The organism is Marinobacter daepoensis DSM 16072, from assembly GCF_000421165.1.
GTDB classification, from domain to species: Bacteria; Pseudomonadota; Gammaproteobacteria; order Pseudomonadales; family Oleiphilaceae; genus Marinobacter; species Marinobacter daepoensis.
This window is the reverse complement of sequence record NZ_ATWI01000012.1, coordinates 342,388-360,026: the sequence shown is the minus strand read 5'-3', so window position 1 is coordinate 360,026 and position 17,639 is coordinate 342,388. Positions and strand designations below refer to the sequence as shown.

The 17,639-nt window shown below is 60.1% G+C and carries 12 protein-coding genes and 1 pseudogene; all 13 read right to left on the bottom strand.

The annotated features are described in order from the left end of the window. A pseudogene (locus tag K325_RS18945) lies at positions 1–155 on the bottom strand (contractile injection system protein, VgrG/Pvc8 family); the annotation flags it as partial. Positions 156–254: 99 nt separating this feature from the next. After that, positions 255–3,848 carry a type VI secretion system membrane subunit TssM gene (gene tssM, locus K325_RS0115545; RefSeq protein ID WP_029655186.1) on the bottom strand — a complete coding sequence of 1,198 codons (3,594 nt, stop codon included), beginning with the start codon at positions 3,846–3,848 and terminating at the stop codon, positions 255–257. Between the two features lie 27 nt (positions 3,849–3,875). Continuing rightward, positions 3,876–5,321 carry a type VI secretion system protein TssA gene (tssA, locus tag K325_RS0115540; protein WP_029655185.1) on the bottom strand — a complete coding sequence of 482 codons (1,446 nt, stop codon included), beginning with the start codon at positions 5,319–5,321 and terminating at the stop codon, positions 3,876–3,878. Positions 5,322–5,333: 12 nt separating this feature from the next. After that, the gene (gene vasI, locus K325_RS0115535; protein WP_029655184.1) at positions 5,334–5,969 is read right to left on the bottom strand and encodes a type VI secretion system-associated protein VasI; all 636 of its coding nucleotides are present in this window, start codon (positions 5,967–5,969) and stop codon (positions 5,334–5,336) included. Then, positions 5,966–7,531 carry a sigma-54 interaction domain-containing protein gene (locus tag K325_RS0115530; protein ID WP_036193668.1) on the bottom strand — a complete coding sequence of 522 codons (1,566 nt, stop codon included), beginning with the start codon at positions 7,529–7,531 and terminating at the stop codon, positions 5,966–5,968. Before K325_RS0115530 ends, vasI begins: the two co-directional genes overlap by 4 nt. A gap of 176 nt (positions 7,532–7,707) precedes the next feature. Then, positions 7,708–10,386: a type VI secretion system ATPase TssH gene (gene tssH / locus K325_RS0115525; protein WP_084694261.1), complete on the bottom strand. Its 2,679-nt coding sequence runs from the start codon at positions 10,384–10,386 to the stop codon at positions 7,708–7,710. Beyond that, positions 10,352–11,173 (bottom strand): type IVB secretion system protein IcmH/DotU, encoded by an 822-nt coding sequence (gene icmH, locus K325_RS0115520; protein ID WP_029655181.1) that lies wholly within the window; start codon positions 11,171–11,173, stop codon positions 10,352–10,354. Before icmH ends, tssH begins: the two co-directional genes overlap by 35 nt. A 3-nt stretch (positions 11,174–11,176) precedes the next feature. Then, positions 11,177–12,511, bottom strand: coding sequence for a type VI secretion system baseplate subunit TssK (gene tssK, locus K325_RS0115515; protein ID WP_029655180.1), 1,335 nt, complete (start codon positions 12,509–12,511; stop codon positions 11,177–11,179). Continuing rightward, positions 12,511–13,044, bottom strand: coding sequence for a type VI secretion system lipoprotein TssJ (tssJ, locus tag K325_RS0115510; RefSeq protein WP_029655179.1), 534 nt, complete (start codon positions 13,042–13,044; stop codon positions 12,511–12,513). The genes tssK and tssJ overlap by 1 nt, the downstream gene beginning before the upstream one ends. Beyond that, entirely contained in the window at positions 13,041–14,351 is a 1,311-nt protein-coding gene (gene tagH / locus K325_RS0115505; protein ID WP_029655178.1) for a type VI secretion system-associated FHA domain protein TagH, read from the bottom strand. Before tagH ends, tssJ begins: the two co-directional genes overlap by 4 nt. A gap of 14 nt (positions 14,352–14,365) precedes the next feature. Next, positions 14,366–15,382 (bottom strand): type VI secretion system baseplate subunit TssG, encoded by a 1,017-nt coding sequence (gene tssG, locus K325_RS0115500; RefSeq protein ID WP_029655177.1) that lies wholly within the window; start codon positions 15,380–15,382, stop codon positions 14,366–14,368. Further along, complete coding sequence (gene tssF, locus K325_RS0115495) at positions 15,346–17,118, bottom strand: type VI secretion system baseplate subunit TssF (protein WP_029655176.1); 1,773 nt, start codon at positions 17,116–17,118, stop codon at positions 15,346–15,348. Before tssF ends, tssG begins: the two co-directional genes overlap by 37 nt. Before the next feature lie 81 nt (positions 17,119–17,199). Then, positions 17,200–17,637: a type VI secretion system baseplate subunit TssE gene (gene tssE / locus K325_RS0115490; protein ID WP_029655175.1), complete on the bottom strand. Its 438-nt coding sequence runs from the start codon at positions 17,635–17,637 to the stop codon at positions 17,200–17,202. Between the last annotated feature and the right edge of the window lie 2 nt (positions 17,638–17,639).

The following is a 17,639-nucleotide window of genomic DNA, read 5'->3' as shown; positions in this document are numbered from 1 at the left end:
GCCGCCGCCACGTCCGGGTCGGTGCTGGCCAGGTTCAGTCGGCCATGGAACAGGTCTGACAACCGTTCGGTCAGCGCAAAGCCGACAACGGCAAAGTGATCTGAGGGGAATTCGCCTACTCGGGCGGTGAACTGCAATCCGCTTGCCTGGGGCATGACTTCGGTCCCTGAAGATTGAATATGTCCGTTTTACCCGCACGCTCCCGGTGCTGGGCCATCGGCACCCACAGTCTCCCATGAATGCCGACGCACAGTTTAATACAAGCTGCGGGGTATGCGGTACCCTGAGAGCAATTGCTCTGTGAACGGGTTGGTGTTGCTGGCCGCATGCAGGCGATAACGCATTTCACCGTCATCCACCGTGAACTTCACATCCACCGCATTGCTGCTGACACCGGTAATGTCCGCTTTACCCAGCAACCGGAACAGCGCCCAGGGGCCACTCTCGGAGAGGCTCCGGGGCGAGCGGTTGACCTGTATCGGCACCAGCGTTACCCGGCTCTCCACGGTATCCCTCAGGGTGTTCGGCCACACCAAAGGAATGCTCTGGCTGGGCCCGTGGGAGAATTCCACCAACTGGCCGTCGATGTTCACCACCGAGCGGCGTTTGTTGTTGCTCAGGTTCAGAGGCTCCAGAGCAAACTCCACATCCAGCGTACCGCTGCGGGTGAAGAACGCCTGACGAATCTGCCGGGCCCGTTCCAGTGCGGCAACCACATCCCGGCGCACCAGGCTGGCACGGCGGGCGTCACCCACATGCTCCGGGTGGTCTTCCAGGAACAACTTCAGGTTGTCGTTATAGAAGGTTTCCAGAATGCCATCCGGGGCGAAGAATCGCTCGAAATCCTGCAGCGCGGCGTCACGGCCAGCCCCTTGAGTGAACGGATAGTGCCGGGCCAGATTCTGCTGGAAGGGCTGGTAAACCTCTCGATACCAGTTGCGTTCCAACTGGGCAACAGCGCTGTCGAGCACAACCCGCCAGCTCTCGGTGGCCAGGCGGTTCAGTATCCGGTTCAGGGGCTCAGGCTGATGGCCGGCCATGCGCTGCAAGGTGAAAATCGGATCGGCACCCTGCAACCCCATGCGGGCCCGGGCCGCACTGAGGGCCGCTTTCCCCGTGTCTGGCGATTCCTGAATGTTGCGCATGTACTCGTGCAGCTCAGCCACCACCAGCATGATTTCCTCCAGCCCGGAGGGGTCCTCTCCCTGTTTGCGAGTGAGCTGGTTCAGGTTGCTGAACTGGCGCTCAATGTCCTGAAGCATCCGGTAATGGGGGGATTGCTCCAGCAGTTTTCGAGCGGCTTCGGCTTCGCCATCACCCACCGGGATCAGCCGGGTGTTGTCCCGCACTTGTGCCAGCAGCCGGGCCAGGGGCTCGTGCCCACTGGTCAGGCTGTCAAGAATACGCACCCCGTGGTTCAGGTCCTCAAAACGATGCACATCCACCCGGCTGATGGCCGTTCGCCAGGCGTCAGCGTAATGCTCAGCGTACAATGTTTGCAGGCTGGCCAGCAGCTCCGCTTCGTCCGCTTTGCTGAAATCCACATCGTTCCGGCGGCCCAGTACCCAGGCATCAATCAGTGCCAGCTCGGTGACCGACCCGGACTCACGCAGGAACCACTTTTCCAACCCTTCCCGGGTCAGCAGGGCAGGTATCGAGAGCGGGTCCTGCTCAGACGGGACATCCTCTGCAAGCGGCTCGCCGTAGCGGTCCATCCGGGTGAACACGGTGGAGAACGCCGGCCCGGAACTGCGGGCCAACTCCAGCGGTGTCGGGAAATCGCGGCTCGCTTCGTTTTCCAGTTCACGATAAACCCGGTCGGGGGTGCTGATACGGCCAAGCTCATGCTGAGCCCACTCCACGCTGCTCCGGAAAGGCGCCAGCGCCATGGTCGCGGTTGTATCCCCGTTGGCGGCCAGGTCTGAAAGATCGGTGTGGGCCATGGCGTATTGCAGGTGCCCGTACAGGCGATTCTGCACATCGCGCTGGCCGGGGAAGCGGGCCTGCCAGTACTCACGCATGTATCCGGATACGATGTCGGTACGGCGACCGCTGGCGTCGTACAGCATGCGCAACACCCTCAGGTGTTCCAGACGTTCCGGGCTGTTGTCCGGTGCCCGGCCCATCTCTTCCATCACCCCGAACATCAGGGCAGGAAGGTACTGGTAGGCGAGCATGTTCAGGTAAGCTTTGTCCACTTCGGGGCCGATTCGGTGCCCCTGATACAACCCCATATCGGTTACCAGTGGCCATTCCTTCCGATAGTCACCGAACGCCAGGGTAGCGTCTCGCAATTCATCCAGCGGTTGCAGCAGGTTCCGGCCGGTGGAGTCCGGCTCGTAGCCTACCGGCTGCCAGTCGTTCAGGTAGCTTTTTACCCGGTTTTCCACCTGAGCCGCCGCGTCGGCGTTCTGGATAAAGTAATGCTGCCAGCCCGCGGTCATACCGGCACCAGCGGCAACCGCCACTACGGCCGCTACGGCCACCCGGCGGTGGCGCTGGCGCACCACTCGGCGATTGTCCCCCGCCAGTCCTGCCTCGGGATAGATGATGTCCGGGAACAGGCTTCGGGTGAACAGGCTGACTGACTGGCCGCCACGCTGGGCTGGCTGGATCGGGTCTGACATCTGATAACTTCGGGCAGCGGCAGACACAAACGCGTCTTCCGGTACGCCTTCCTGCAACACCGACGTAAAATAGGTGCCTCGCACCAACGCCGGTGTGGAGAAAGCGTCCGCAGACAGCAAGTCGGTGAGGAACTGCTCCATCGCCGGCTTCAGGCCCGCCAGCTGTCGGGTAAAGGAATAGACCGCCGCCCGCTCTTCATTGTCCCGGGTATTGGCCAGAACATCAGGCAGGCGGTCGGTGAGTTCATCCACCATGTTGCTGTAACGTTCAGCAAACTGCTCCAGCCACTGATCTTGATCCTGCGGTCCGTCCATCCGGAAGGTAAAGCCCAGCGCCTGCTCTTTCTCGGTCTTGCTGAGTGTGCGGACGAACGGTGCAAAGCCATACATCAGGTCCATTTTGGTGAACGTCACATACACCGGCAACCGCGACCCCAGCTGTTCCATCAGTTCCCGCAGGCGGGTCCGCAGCAGGATCGCCTGAGCTTCCCGCTGCTGGTCACTGGAGGTACTGAGACGGGCAAGATCCACCGCCAGAATAACGCCGTTGAGCGGCCGTTGGGGGCGACTGCGTTCCAACCAGGCTATAAAGTGGTTCCAGAGCCGGTTCTGAATTTCCCCGGTGGCTCCCTCGCCCTGATTCTGGCTCAGCAACTCTCCATCCGGATCGATTAACACGCCGTTGTCACCAATCCACCAGTCAAAGCTGAACGGATTGCGATCGCCGCGGTTGTTACGGGTCACGTTGGTGAGGGTGTAGGTTTGCCCGGCCCGCTGAATCAGGCTGGTCTTGCCCGCGTCTTCCAGCCCCATCACCAGGTACCAGGGCAGCCGGTACAGACCCTTGCGGCCCGGTAAATTGCTTTTCAGGGCCTGCAACTGTCGGTCCAGCAGCCGCTGTTGGCGGCGCTCCATGGGCAGAATCGGGTCTTCCTGTTCCCGTTGTTCCTCAGCCTTGGCCTTGTTCACTTTCCCAAGACGTCGCGCCAGCATGGTGCCCCAGACAATCACGACCATCAGAACCACACCAAGGGTAACCAGAGCACGCATCTGCCAGGCCATCAGCGGGTAGTCGCCGTTAATCTCCAGCCGGGGCCCCAGCCACCAGGTGGCCACCAGCAGGGCGACCACACCCAGTATCAGGGTAACGGGAGCGGCGCTGCGGATATAGGGCAGAAGCCAACGACCAATGAGTAATGCTTTTCTCCACATGGTTTCCATTCCTGCGTTCGTTGCGTCTTGCGAGTGTTACGCCAGTCGATCCAATTGTTTGATGAGCGCTGGTTCCCAGTCATCGAGAACCCGCCCCTGAACCTGATGTTTCAGGTCCTGTATCTGTTCAGCAGCCAGGGCTTTGAGGCCGGTTTCTTTGAGCAGTCGGGCCGTCGCCAGGCGCCAGTAAAAACGCTCCCTGGGTTCACGGGCATCGGCCAGACCTTGTTCCAGCAATTCCATGGCCGGGGCCAGTTTGTTCTGCCGTACCAGCTCAAGAGCACTGTCAAAAGCCTGATCCCAGGGGTTGGCGGCGCCCCCGCCTTTGCCCGCCGCTGGGGCGGTGTGCATCCAGTCGGTTGCGTCATCACCCAAAAACGGAGTGCTATCATTGAACGTGAGTTCGGTCAGTTGTGGCAGGCGGTCGACAAAACCTTTCAGAGCTTCCCGGATGGCCTCCGCGCACTCGGTATGACCAAGGGCCATGGCTGCCCGGGCGCTGAGCCAGTGGCCATCCAGCCAGAACGGGCTCACCGACAGGCTCTGTTCAATCCGCTGCCACAGTTCAGGGTCTGGCGCCTTCTCCAGTGTTTCCTGATATTCCGCCACACGGTCCGCGCTCACCGCTGCCAGATCAGTGCGCTTGCCATCCCGGGTTGGCGGCAGGCTGGTGATACTCTGCCAGATGGCATACCGGCGCATCTGGTACCCCAACGGGTTGTCCGGTTCGCTGCTGGTCAGGAGTTCAGCGACCTTGAGCAGGCTCTGACGGGTCGCACGCTCATTGCCCGGGTCGAGAGTCAGATTGCCCAGCGACGCGGCCGCGCCGTTTGAACCGGCTGAACCGGAGGAGGGTGAGCTGGCCTGGCTTTCTTGCCGGGTTGTCGTCGCGTTTTCGGAAGCGGCCCGGGGCGCCGGGGCCTGATCCGGCTTCGGCAGTTTTTCCACGGCCCGCTTCAGGTCAAACAGGGCATCGTCAGGCAGGTCCCGGTCTTTGGCCTGAGTATCCAGCTTGTCCACCAAATCCAGGCAGAAATGGCGACCATCCCCTACGCTGGCGTCAAAACTCAGGCTCTCGACGGCTTTGAGCGCTCGTTGCAGTATCTGAGTGAACAGCATCTTGCGGGCTCGCTGCCCCTTGGCCCCCGGATACGGCCACGCGTTTTCCCACCAGTCGTTCAACACCCGGTGCAGCAGGTACAACGACAGTGCAAATCGTTCACCATCGCCACCGCGCTGCAAGCTGAGCATGACAAAGCCCAGTACCTTGATGTCCTTGCTTCGGTCCGCCAGCAGTTTCAGTGCTTCGCTTTCCACTTTGGGCCAGTCGATATCGTTGTGGGCCAGCGACCCCACTTTCATGATCTCGTCTTCAAGAAATTCCAGCGCGCTGTCTTCAGCCAGACTTTCACCCACCCCGGTTTTCCCGGGAATCGGCGAAAGCACCTGATCAACGTACGGATGCTGCTCAATAACTTGCATGATCCCGCCCCCTTACCAGCCGCAGGTCTGCCGCAGAGGCCGGATCGCCTCGGCAAAGCCGGTGAGGTCAAACAACAATCCGTCCAATTCCGGTACGCCGGCATTCAGACGCACATCCGGTTGCCCAACAATGTCCAGTACCGCCCGAATAGCGGGCAGTCCGCGGCCCGCGCTGACCACCAACCCTTCATCCCGCACCCGCCACTGCGCACGGTGAGCCCCGAGGGTAACCTGAACTCGCTCACGGTCCAGAGGCTCCGGCAGCATGATCGCCAGTTCGGTAATGTTGTTGTGACACTGCAGGGACAACACGGGCCGGGGCGGTTTAACGCCCAGCGCCGTCACGGTCACCAGTTGACCAACAACCGCCCCGGTATCCCGGTAGACCACCCCACCCGCGTCATCCCCTTCTGCCTGAGCAAATACCCGGCGCCAGCGCTCTGTCTGATTCACCAGCGGCAGACGCTGGCCAGATTCATAACGAGCGAGGGGCGTGCCAAACAACTCATCGAAGCAGGCCAATCGCTCCAGACGGTTCGCTTCTTCGGTACAGGCCTCAGCCTGGATCAACCGGGAATCAGCCCAACTGCTGGTGCTTGCCAGCAGCAAAGCCAGCAGGGTAAAACGGAAAGAATCTTTCAGGGTCATACGTCGGTTACCTGATACTTCAGACATTTATGGGCCAGGGTGCGTTTGGGCAAGCCCAGGCTTTCCGCCGCCTGGGCACGGTTACCGCCGTATTGACGCAAACGCTCACGGATAACTGCGGCTTCAAAAGCCTGTGCCGCGGCTTTCAGATCGTGAATATCATCCGCCGTCGGCACGCCGGACATGGCTTGGGCCTCGACCAACGCTTCAGGCGCTTCCGACGACTCGGCAAACAGGTCGTCCAAACGCAGAACCTCGGGCTGGATATCGTCACCAGCGGGGGTTTGCAGGCACGCCAGCTCGATAATGTTGCGTAGCTCCCGAACATTACCCGGAAAGTTGTAGCCTGCCAGCGCACTCAGGGCGTGACTGCTGATCCCCAGCGGCCCACCGCCCTCTCTCTGGGTGTAAAGCCGGACAAAGTGACGGCTGAGTGCCTCCAGATCCTCACTGCGTTCTCGCAGCGGCAGAACTCGCAATGGGAACTGGCTGAGCCGGTAGAACAGGTCTCGGCGAAACCGGCCACCCTCAATGCCCTCCTGCAGTGGCTGGTGCGTTGCCGCCACCAGACGGAAATCCGAATGCTGTTCCTCGCGGGCCCCCAACGGGCGGAATTGCCGGCTTTCCAGAACTCTCAGCAGCTTGGACTGCAGCGCCATCGGCATGTCACCGATTTCATCCAGGAACAGAGTGCCGCCGTTGGCCTGAGCCAGAAGGCCCTCTTTGGCCTGATCCGCGCCAGAGAAGGCACCTTTGGTGTGCCCGAACAGCTCACTCTCCAGAAGGGTGTCTGGAATGGCGGCACAATTGACCACCACCATGGGCCCCGTTGCCCGGTCAGAGAGGTCATGAATGCCTTGCGCCACCACATCTTTGCCACTCCCGGTTTCGCCCTGGATCAATACCGACAGCTGGCTGCCAGCCGCACGCACCACCTGGGCCCGGAGGTTCGTCATGGCCTCGGAGTTGCCCACGAGTGTGGTCGCCAGTTGAGCACAGCGCTGGCGCAGGGTTTCCGCGTCGTGCAAATGGTCCAGAGACCGCTTAAGCAGGCGTCGTTGCCACACTTGGTCACGGGTTTGCAGCTGGCTGATCCACTGATGTACCAGCAGTTGTTTCAGACCGCTGTACAGCGGCTGAGTCACGATTCCTTGCCAGTCGGGATGGTCGCCACATAACACGAGCATGCCGAGGGTGCGGCCATCTTCACCTTTCAGCGGTTCCAGCCAGAAGCTTCTCGGGCGCCCGCTGAGTTCAAGGAGCCCCTGGAAGCCGGCATGGTCCAGACGATAGCTTGCCGCGCGGGTAAGTTCCCGCGGCTGACCCGTCTGCAGGACGTGGGCAAAAGGATGACTGAAGTCGTTGCAATCGAATTCGCCCGCGTCGTCCAGCTTGGTGCAGTGCAGGGTCCGGCCACTGAGGTCGAGCTCAAGCGCCCAGCATTTGCTCAGCCCAAAGGCATTTTCGAGCTGGCGGGTGGCGGTATTCAACAGTGCTGGCAGGGTGTCCTGTTTGATCAGTGCCACCGCCAAATCGATGCCGGTGTGCAGTTCCTTCTGCATCCGTCCCATTGATATCGTTCCTTCTTCATGGAGATCGCCGCCCGCACACCGTGGGGGATAGCTTTCCAAAACACGCTGTGAATACATCCCTGTACGCTCCGCTCCGCCATCCCTGGCTCCGCAGGGGGTCGGAAAGCTATCCCCCACGGCACGCTACGATTCAGTCAGCCTGAAATTCAGGCAACTGTGCCCGTGAACTTATTTTCAGTAACCCCAAGCGTCACCTTCGTCACCGGCTCCCTGGCCGCCAGTTTTTCCAGCAACGCCAGCGACACCGGTGGCAACAGTTCGCCTTCGATGATTGATTCCAGCATCCGCGCGCCGTTTTCACTTCTGGTGGCGCGGCTGCGAATGGCTTCGACCAGGCCCTCTTCCAGTTCCACCTCGGTGTGGTAACGGGCTTTGATCTGGTCGGCCAGGCGCTGGAGTTTGTCACCCACGATGCGGTTGAGAGTGTCTTCACCCAGAGGCAGGTATGGCACCACTTCCATACGCGCCAGCAGCGCCGGTTTGAAGAAGTTGGCCAGTTCCGGGTACAGGGCTTCCTCGATCTTCTCCGGCTCTTCGGCATGTTCGACGATGGTCTGGAAGCCCAGGTTGGAGGTCAGGAAGAACACCACGTTCTTGCAGTCGATCAATCGACCTTCGCCGTCTGCCAGTTCGCCTTTGTCGAATGCCTGGTAAAACAGGTTCAGCACTTCCGGGTGCGCTTTTTCAACTTCATCCAGCAGCACCACGGAATACGGTTTCTGGCGGATGGCTTCGGTCAGGATGCCTCCTTCGCCAAAACCAACGTAGCCCGGCGGTGATCCGATCAGGCGCGAAACGGTGTGCTTCTCCTGATACTCCGACATGTTGATGGTGGTCAGGAACTGGCGACCGCCGTATAGCAATTCCGCCAGTTGTACCACGGTTTCGGTTTTACCCACGCCACTGGGGCCCACCAGCAGGAAGGCCCCCATGGGGCGACCCGGCCGGCGCAGGTCGGCGCGGGCCGTGAGCAGGTGCTGGTGCAGGCAGCCGATGGCAGTATCCTGCCCTTTGATATGAGCCTGCAGATACGCTGGCAAGTGGGTGATTTTTTCCAGTTCATCCGTGGTCATGCGGTTAACCGGGATGCCGGTCCAGTCGGCAATGACTTCAGCCACCTGACGGGCGTCCACCCGGGCGTGTACCAGTGGTTCATCGGCTTGCAGTGCAGCCAGTTCCTGTTCGATGGCCGCGGCTTCACTTTTCAGATCCGGGCGTTCTTCCGTTTCAGGATCATCGGTGTCGTCATCAACCTCCGCTGCAGGCACTTCTCCAGTCAGCAGCTGATCGCGGATCTCGACCAGTCGGGCAACGAGTTCGCGCTGATCGTTCCAGCTCTGCTCCAGCGCTTCGGATTCAGCGGTCAGGTCGGCGATGTGCTGCTCCAATGCCTGTTCCCGCTCCAGGTCCACACTCTGCCCCAGCGTATGCTCCCGGCTCATGAGATCCTGTTCCATGGCCATCTGATGCAGCTCGCTGCGCACATGGCTCAGGCGCCGTGGCGGCGTGCTCAGGTTGAGACTCACCCGGGCGCAGGCGGTATCGAGAACATCGATGGCCTTGTCCGGCAGCTGGCGACCGGCCAGATAACGGGCGGACATTTCTGCGGCGGCTTTAAGGGCGCTGTCGGCAATCAGTACCTGATGGGCTTTTTCGTAAACCGTGCGCAGGCCACGGAGGATGTGGACTGCTTCGCCCGGCGTTGGCTCGTCCAGTGCCACCGGTTGGAACCGGCGGCTGAGAGCCGGGTCTTTTTCGAAGTATTTCTTGTACTCGCGCCAGGTCGTGGCAGCAATGGTGCGCAGTTCGCCACGGGCCAGGGCTGGCTTCAGCAGGTTGGCAGCGTCGGAACCACCTTCGCTGTTACCCGCACCGATCAGGGTGTGAGCTTCGTCGATGAACAGGATGATCGGGGTCGCCGAACCTTTCACGGCTTCGATCACGCCCTTCAGGCGTTTTTCAAACTCGCCCTTCACCGAGGCACCGGCCTGCAGGGCACCCATGTCCAGGGTCCAGAGTTCGACGTTCTTCAGGCGGTCCGGCACGTCGCCGTTAACGATGCGCAGGGCCAGGCCCTCCACCACGGCGCTTTTGCCCACGCCTGCGTCGCCCACCACGATGGGGTTGTTCTTGCGGCGACGGCAGAGGATATCGATCATCTGATCGATCTCGGCATCGCGACACACCACGGGGTCCAGTTTGTCTTCCCGGGCCAGCTTGGTGAAGTCGGTGGCGTAACGTTTGAGCGGGTCCATATCGGCTTCAACCGCTGGCTTGGCACCACCGTTTTCCATCAGCTGCGGACGCTCCACAGAACCCTCGGTTACCCGATCAAACTGCTTGCGCAGCTGTTCCCGGTTGATGTCCACCAGCGCCTGCGCCACCCGGGGCATCAGGTAGCGGTCGGCGTTCATCAGCAGGGCCAGGAACACCGCACCGGAGCGCAGTTCGGTATGGCCGAGTTCGGTGGAGGCCAGCAGCCAGGCGTCCTGCATCAGTTCTACCAGCAGCGGCGAGAACGACGGATACGGTTCGGCGGTCTGAGGTTCACCGTTCAGGCTGTCACCCACCACGGGTTGCAGTTGCTGGTGGTTGATGCCGGTGTGTTCGAGGATCTGGCGCACATCCGAGAACGGCGTTTCCAGCAGTTTGAACAGCAGGTGCGCCGGGGTAATCTCGGCGCCCTGACGGCTGATGCACAGGGCCGCGGAGGCTTCCAGAGCCTGGCGTGAAATGTCGTTAAGGCGCCCGATCAGCGCCGGCAGTTCTACCCGAATCACAGTGATGTCCTTATTTCGGTAGTTGTTCCAGAACGCTGAGCACATCCCTGATGCGTTCGTTCAGCGCCGTGTTATAGAGTGAATAGATCCCAGCCATGGCCACCAGAAAAAGGCCACCAATGCCCCAGAGCGGCAAGCCGTTACGCAGGCGGTTTCGGGCCGGCATCAGGTTTTCGGTGGCATCTGCCAGGGGCCGGCTGTCCCGGTCACCCCGCAAATCGCGCAGCTGATCATAAAGGCCGCGAACCACCTGTTCGTATTCGTCCCGACCGTTTTCCATAACCTTGTAGCGGCCTTCAAAGCCCAGGCACAGACACAGGTAAATAAACTCGAGCATGTCCCGGTAACGAGCGGGTTCTTTTTCCATGCGGGCCAGGATGGCAAACACCTTTTCGCCGCCCCAGGTTTCGTTATGAAAACGGCTGAGTAATGAGTGCTGAGACCAGACGCTGTGCGCCCCCCAGTCGGTGCCCAGCACAGCCTCATCAATAAAAGAACAGAGCACGTAGCGGTAGGCCACCACGGTGGGGCGCTCATACCCTTGTTCTACCAGTTCCCGGTCGACGGCGGCGACCTCGTCCACCACCTGCTGGTACAGAGACTCCACCTCTCTGAAATCCGCCAGCCGGCGTACCCGGATCACCAATCCCAGCAGCGGTGTTGCAGCATCAATCAGCCGGTTGTCCTCCAGGCCGCGCAGCTGGAAACCGTTGTCACCCGTGTCCACACGGGTACCTTCGGCAGCGGTGTCGGCAAACAAAAGGTCGCTGAATGCACGATCACCCGAATCCCTGGTGTTATCTGGCCGGTCCATTACCGGTGCATCTGCCATGATTTAGCTCCTGATCGCCCAGAATTGCATCTCCAGCCCCGGGAAACTGCCCGCCACGTGGAAGGCGAACCCACTGGCATTGTCCAGCATCTGCCAGGCCTGGCTCTGATCGTCCAGCCGGAAGTACACAAACCCGGCGTGGTAAGGCAGTTGTCGTGGCGCCACCGGCAACGCCGACAGTGGAATACCCGGCAACTGCAGGCTGATGAGATCCCGGATCTTCTCCACGGACGCTACCTTGCATTGCTGGACAAACTGTTTTCTCAGATCGTCCAGCGGCATGTCGGCTTTCACCGCCAGAATGAACTCGGCATCGTTCATCAACTGGCCATCCTGCACCGGTGCCACGGTGAGGCCGTACTGACGTTGCTGCAGCGCAATCGACAACGCCCTTGGCTCCAGCACCGTGCTCAACGCCTGTCGCAGGATCTGCATCAGCGGGCTGAAACAGCCTTCCGGCAACTCATGGTCGTAGGGCGTAAACTCCCTGGGTAGCCGGGTTTCATCGGTAAAAGTCACCAACTCACCACACAACTCAAGAAGCGCTTCGTAAAGCCGCTCCGGGTGCAACTGCCGAAGACGGGCCAGGTGCATGAATTTCGGGTGTGCCCGGTTCAGCATCTGTAGCAGCATGAAATCGGATACATCCGCCACGCCACCCTGGCCAGGCGCACCAACCCGTTCCGCGATGTTCCGCGCCCTTTCCTGCATCAGGCCGGCCATTTCACCCACGAAACGCTGCAATCTTGGGGCAGAACGCACGCTGAGCATGGTTGGCAGGAAGTTCGGATCCATCACCAGGCTGCCATCCGGGCGCTTTTCCAGAATCCGCCCGATGGCCAGCGCAGCGTAGGCACTGCGATCTTCCCGCTCCAGCATCAGGCGCGGAGCGACACGACCCACGTCAATATTGTGACTGTCACCGTCGATCGAGTGCAGATCCCGGACTTCCACCGCCTGCGCCTGGAATCGACCGGCCACCGGTGCTTCCGGCCATTCCACTTCCGCCAGACTGTCACTGCCAAGTGGCAGCGCCAGATACACCACCTGATTAGCCACCGACGCGTCTGCGATTTCCAGAGGCTCTGGCATCACATCGTCCTGAGGCAGATTGAAGCGGGTCCCATCAGGAAACAGGCCTGCGGCCCTGACCAACCCGACGCGGCCAAAACTCAGGTATTCCGCGTTCAGTTCCAGCTCACTGAAACCGAAAAGGTAGTCGGAAACCGCCAGCGACCGCTCGTTGATCTGGTGCTCCAGATAGCGCTGCTGTTGCTGAAAGTGCTGGGGTTTGATGAACAGCCCATCACTCCAGACCACTCGATTTGTTACCGCCATCAGCTTTCGTCCGACCGTCTGAGTTGGATTTCACGTTCCCGCAGGTTCACCAGCAGGTGGTAGTGCCCACCAATCGGATTAACCTTCACAACCTTTTTCCATTGAGACAGGTTCGGGTACGCGTAGAAGGCAATCACGCCGATGTAACGGGTGTCTTCATCGACCTCAAAGGATTCAACAAATTTGAACTGTCCCGGTACAAGGCTGTAGTCACTGTGGTCCACATAGTTCTGTCCCAGGGAATCCTCGAGGTCGTTCAGCAGCTGGTCAAAATCACCGGCCATCAGTAGCGAACTGTCGCGCAGTTCGATCACCTGGAAGGCAATCGGCGTAGGTGCCAGCGATTCGTTCGGGTTCACGTTGGGTTCAGCCAGCATGGTCAGGTCTACCCGGCTTGGCAGATCTTCCGGGTAACCCACCGGAATATCAGGGTCCCAGAGCACCTTGGCGGTCTTGGTGACCGCATTGTAGGGGGTGCTGCACCCCGCCAGCATCAAAGCAACCACCAGCAAGCTCCATTTGCAGTACTTCACAACAGTTTCTCCCTCTGTAATTGGCGCAAGTGTTGGTCGTAAGCCTGGTCGAACACTTCCTGGAACAGGCGTTCGAAGCCCTGCTGACGACTGGATTTCAGTTCACGGTAATAGTGTTGGTACATATCCCAGGCCCAACGGCCTTCGTCTTCGTTGTCCTGCAAGCCTCTCCGATAACCATGGAACCGGCGCAGCAAAGCCTCCGGAGAGAACGCATGGAGAATGGCATCCAGGGCTTCACTGATCGCTTCCCGGGTGGCCTGCTGATGATGATTCAGGCTTTCCAGACTTTCCCGCACCGCCGCGGGTGCCGAGAGGTGCACCGGGCTTCGTTTGGCCGCAAACAGTGTCTGGATCGTGTCCGGATAGTCATTGGCCAGGCGCAACGGGTTATCCTCGATGGGCTGCAGGCGGGTACGCAGGGCCTGATGGCGGCTGTCTTCACCCTGGTGGAGGGCCAGCAGCCCCTCGACCGTCGCCTTCAGGGTTTGCCCGGCCTCTTCCAGAAACAGGCGCATCTCGTCGCTGTCAGCAAAATCGATGTCGGCGTCCAGCCCCCGAAGTAACGGCGCACCACTGATGTGCTGGCGGCTGACCTCCTGAGGATTTCGGTTGGTTTCAGACATTCCCTGTCGTTCCTTGTGGTTTCGTTGAGGGGCCACCGGCAGGCCCATGGCCACATCGCGGTTCTCCCGGTATTCATCCGTTACCTCCGCCGAACGGGCAAACCAGGCCCGGTCACTGGCCAGAAGCTCTGGTGCTTCCTCATCCGCTCGGTCGGGGCGTTGCTGCCAATGCGCCAGCGGGTCAATGCTGACCGGGGCACCGGCGGCAGGCTGCAGTCCCTCCAGCGGCTCACGCCCTTCCGGCTGGCTTTGCTCATTGGCCGCTCTCCGCAGATCGCTTTCCGGGCTATCCACCAGACCATGGTCTTCACGATAGCCTTCGTCGACACCACCAGCACTGACTTGCTCTACAGACAGTTCCGCCCTTATCTGATAGCGGCCAATGCTGACGGTATCACCATGGCTCAACCGGGCCCGGCGGCCACGCCCGACAGGCTGACGGCCACTGTTAATGTATGTCCGGCCGCTGCGGTCAATCAGGCAGAAGCCTCCGTCGAGATAGCGGATCTCGGCATGGCCAGCCACGGCACCGGTTCGATGAGGCGACAGACGCCAGGTATCACTGTGTGCCGTGCCGATAGAACCACCGGTGGTGTTGAAACGATGCTCCAGACTGGCGCCGCCCCCGGTTTCCGTCGGGTTGGTAATCACCAATGTCAGTGTTGCTGTCTGATGTGCCACAACTCTTCCCCGCCCTAACGTCTGATTTGAATTCTGACCGTCGGCCATTCACGAGCCCGATCCGGTGTCACAAACGAATTCCACCCCAGCCGGACATCGGCACCAAGCTGCATCGGTCGAATGTCTTTCGGTCGCATCTGCAGCTCAAGGTCGTAAGCCAGCTGTTCCCGGGTGGTAAATTCCACCAGTTTCACCAGTCGCTGATGGTCTCGCCCGTTGGGCAGAAAATCCGCAAACCTCTGTCGTGTGAGATTCCGCAGGCGCAGGATGTACTTGCCGCTTCGGTCACGGATGCGGGAGCCGACAAGCGTATCGTTTCCCAGCGTCGCGTTCGCCCTGCCCAGAGACGTTTGCTGATCACGAGCAATGTCCACTTTTCGCAGGACCCACTGCTCAACACTGACGTCGTCCAGGTCGAAACAGTGACCAACAATGCCGCTGACCACTTCTGGCGACCGGCTTCTGCCCGCCATCAGCCCGGCGTAGGCCAGCATCTTCGACCAGTTCACCGGCGTCGCATCTCGTAATCGCCGGTCACCCAGGCCCGTCAGCGAGAACACCAGCTCGGAAAAACCATCGCTGGCCCCGGGCTGAAAACGGACGTAATACCGGTATTTGCGCCAGGCCCGGTGAAACAGCGTTACCAGCCGGTGATTAAAGAAGTCCAGAAAATGACGGCGTACCCCCAGGTTCTGCCCGGCTTCCCAGGCAAGGTCTTCCAGGTAGTAACCTGGCAGAGGTGATTGCGAACCGTGTAGCCCCAGAAAACTGACTTCCATCTGGTAGGGCGCGTGCTCATGCTCCGGTGACAGTGCCGACACCACGTCGCTGCCAGGAAACCCCAGCCCGGCGGAAGCCGAAAACCGGATGCGTTCCTGACGGGGCTCATCGTGCCCGGCCCGCTCGAGGTCATCGCCATGGTGCCGGTGAATCAGATCCACCAGCTGAAAAAAACTGTAGCGCCGTGCGTTGCCCAGAACGGGTTCCAGCCCGGCTACATCAGCGGTTGCTGACCTTGCTGTAACGTCCATGTGTACCGTTCCTGATTTTCGGTATTCACCACTTCGAGCTGGTGAAACGCATTAATGCTCGCGTATAGCGCAAAAAACTGACTCAGCACCGTGCCAAACAGGTAGAGATCCCCCTCGCTGGCAAAACTCTGCTGATCCAGCTGCAATTCCGAGCGGATACCTCGCACCGGCAACCCCCTGATCATCCGGTCGACGGGTTTGGTGACGATGCCGCTGATTCCTGCCAGTCGTTTCTGCGAGATACGTTCAGCCTGACGATCCACCAGCGCCCGGAAGTCGTAGACCCTCAGTACGGTGCGCAGGGCGTCGACATCGAGCATCGACAGATAATTCAGCGACAGGTTTGAAATCAGCGTCCACAACAGGCTGCCATCAAGGGTTGGCCTCAGGGTAGCCGTCGGCCGCGTAATGTTACTGAAGGCCGCAAATGCCGGCGTACTTTCCGTGGCCATACAGACTTCACCCACCGCCAACTGCTGAGGCAACTGACGGTTGGTGCAGGTAAGCGTGAGCGACACCGCTTCCTGACGGTTCAGGCACTCGGTTTCGTCACCCCGGACAAACGAAATGTAGTGATCAAAACCGTCACCCCTAACGCTCTCCCGAGTCCTTACCCGGTAGTACAGCGCCGTCCGCCCACGATCCCGTTCCACTTCGTGCTGGAAACTCTCAAATGCCGTGTAGACACGGGGTTCACCACGACCGGAACGGCCTTCCAGCCAGCCCTCTACCTGCTCAATACTGAACACTTCATAGTGCTCCGGGCAGCGACTTGACGGGGATATGCGGTACTCGGTCTGGCGCCCGTTCAAATCGACCGGCTCACCTTCATGGCTGAACAGGTTGACCGCCGGAGTGCAGTACAATTGCAGGGAATCCCGGGTGACCCGGGTGTCCGGCGGAAGAATGCGGTTAAAGTGAAAACGCAGGCTGATCTCATCCGCCTGAACCGCCGGCAGCCTGGTTTTCAACCCTGTGATATCGACAAACCGGAAGGCCTCCGGAAAACTCAGGTACTCTTGAATAATCCGGTAACCGGCATAGGCATTCTTAGGGTAAGGCAAAATTGCCTCGTCGGCGGCAAACCCAACCGGGGTCAGAAGCGACGACGGCAGATTGAACACGCTGTCGCCCACCACCAGTTCCACCCGGCTGAGGTAATGATTGAGCCATAAATAAAGGGTTTCAGCGGTATGGTTGTCACCACCGAGGTAAAAGCGCAGGCTCTCTAGCCCGATGGCATTTAACGGTTGGTCGGTATGCAGTGCCAGGTCAACCGTCACGGATGAAACTTCCCGGGAATGCTCGGCACTGGCTTCCGCCACACTGATGGGGAACACATCCACCGCACGACAGGTGCGGAACCGGCATTGGGTCTGACGGCTGGAATCGCCCAGTGGGCGGCTCTTGATCTCCGTATGACGATCCACCACCTGGCGCTCACTGATGGCATGCAGCTGCGGATCAAATCGCATGATGGTGCAACTCGGCACCGGCCGAAGGTAATTGGGCCAGAGCATGTTCAGCAGCGAATGCGTCAGCTCCGGAAACTCATCCTCAACCTTTTCCCGCAGTTTGCCCGTCAGAAAGGCAAAGCCCTCGAGCAGGCGTTCAACATCCGGGTCGGTGCTTTGTTCAGACAGAAAGCGGGTGAGTTGCGGGTGTGCTTCGGCAAATTCCCTGCCCTGCAACCGGAGAAAACTCAACTCGTCCCTGTAAAAGCGATTCAACTTCATCGTTACTGCACCAGTCTGGCCCCGAGTAAGGGTGTGGTAGGCCTCACTCTATTCCTTGCCTTCAGGCTACTACCCATGACACTAGATCACGCGGTAGTACCGCTTATCATCCAAAACCAGGTCTATGGTCGTCCGATCATCGCTTCCCGCAACGTTCAGGTACACCGTCACCTGGAACTTCAATTGCAACGGATCCGGGCCTGGTGGCATGGCAACCACATCCACCCGCTTTACCCGCGGTTCAAACTTCTCGATACACTGACGGATCGCCCCGCGAATCTGGATACTCAGATCATGGGTACCCAGGGTGGCGTCGTTGAAATCCAGCAAGCCAAGGTCCGGTGCACTGCTGCTGTTGCCCGGATGGGCATTCAGCAGCCGTACCAGGTGGCGCTTGATGGACTCCACCACATGGGTGAACTCCCCCATGCTCTGACCAACCGGGGCAGCCGCCTGTTCGAGTCGCTCAAACAGGCTGCCGGTGTTGCGAACTCCGTCAGTGCCGAGGCCACTTGCCACGG